Source organism: Streptomyces sp. NPDC127106 (assembly GCF_042677605.1).
In the GTDB taxonomy this organism is placed as follows: Bacteria; Actinomycetota; Actinomycetes; order Streptomycetales; family Streptomycetaceae; genus Streptomyces.
Genome location: NZ_JBHXTC010000139.1, coordinates 1 through 1,414, shown reverse-complemented (window position 1 = coordinate 1,414; position 1,414 = coordinate 1). Strand labels below are relative to the sequence as shown.

2 pseudogenes are annotated in these 1,414 nt (G+C 37.1%); both read right to left on the bottom strand.

Going from position 1 to position 1,414, the window contains the following annotated elements:
• Nucleotides 1-93, bottom strand: a pseudogene (locus ACFVGY_RS37845) (SRPBCC family protein); the annotation flags it as partial.
• 138 nt (nucleotides 94-231) lie between these two features.
• Nucleotides 232-1,278, bottom strand: a pseudogene (locus ACFVGY_RS37840) (DNA polymerase); the annotation flags it as partial.
• Nucleotides 1,279-1,414: the final 136 nt, after the last annotated feature.

Here is a 1,414-nt window from a genome sequence, read left to right as displayed (position 1 = left end):
GGTGGTGACCATGGAGGAGTTGCGGTCCTTCTCCACGAGTTGGCCGTCGGTGGGCTCGGTGACCTCCAGCAGGCAGTCGCGCACGCGCTTGCTGGGGACGGCTGCTTCAATAAATTCTTGTCCATATACAGGGTTAAATAATTCAACATAAGGATAGCCTTTTTCTTCGCATGTCTCAATTTCTGTGACAGGTAAAATCGTTTGCCGAACCCTTTGCATACCGAATTTTCCGTACAGTGCATTTTGCATTAATTTTGCAAACGTCTTTTTTGCTCCATCACTTGTATTTTTAATCTCTTCAAAATAGGAGACAAAATCTTTAAATATATAATCGGTCTTTTCAAAATAAATACATTGATGAATTTCTTTTATTTTAGCACCCATTTCTAACGCCAATTCAATTTCTTCAAACGTCCATATCCCTGAAAGGTTACCGACCGGGAAACATAATTTTTTGTACATTCTGTGAGGTAGAGGCGGTATATGTAAAGTAGTCGGTATGTGAATATCACATTCTAAAAAACCGCCGCCCTGTCTATAGCTGTACCAATATTTAAATACGTTTCGGGCTTTGTCTCCTTTATGGTGACGCGGTTTCCCTATAGGTATTGGGTTCACTTTCATAACGTACGGATATAATGAATTTACATCATAATGAAAGCCGCCATTTAATTCACTTTGAAATACTTCTGTACGTCCACCATAATATGCCTTGCGTATAAAATCCTCTGTAAACTCGCCCCATTTGCTATAACCGTAATTCGTGGAAATAGCCTTTTCATAATCTTCAGGATAATTCATTTGATATACTTTCATTGCAAGACTTGCGGTAGTAGGACATTTTAAAAATTCATGAATCGGCAAGCCGGATATTTCAATAAGCATTGTAACAATTTCATATAATGCCACACAGTCCAACCGTAAATATTCATTTAATTCAGGTTCATACGGATCGACCTTCATAAAATAATTCCCTTGGGATTCCCGGTCATCATATTTACCCGGGTCATTTGTGGGGTTTCCGTCAGCGTCAAGCGCCCATCCCAATTTCAAAATATGGTCTTTTAAATCTATTTTTGCTTTTTCTTGCGAAATATTAAAATCCTCACATATCTTTTTTAATGAACCCATTACAAGCTTGCTGGAATCATGAAATGTAATAGGTTGCGAAATAATTTCATTTTCTTCAGTTATTTGGGATTCATTAAGACCTGTTTTAAATACCGTAACGACATTATTAATAAAAATCGAATTTTTTAAATCCGCTTCAGGTAAAATGTCCTTTGCGATTTTTGAAATGTCGAAATCTAGATTATGAATAAATACATGACAATCGTATTTTGTGGTATACTGTGAGAGAACCGTTTTCAGGTTTTTAAAAGTGTTTGTCGCACGGTATCTACTACCGTCATAT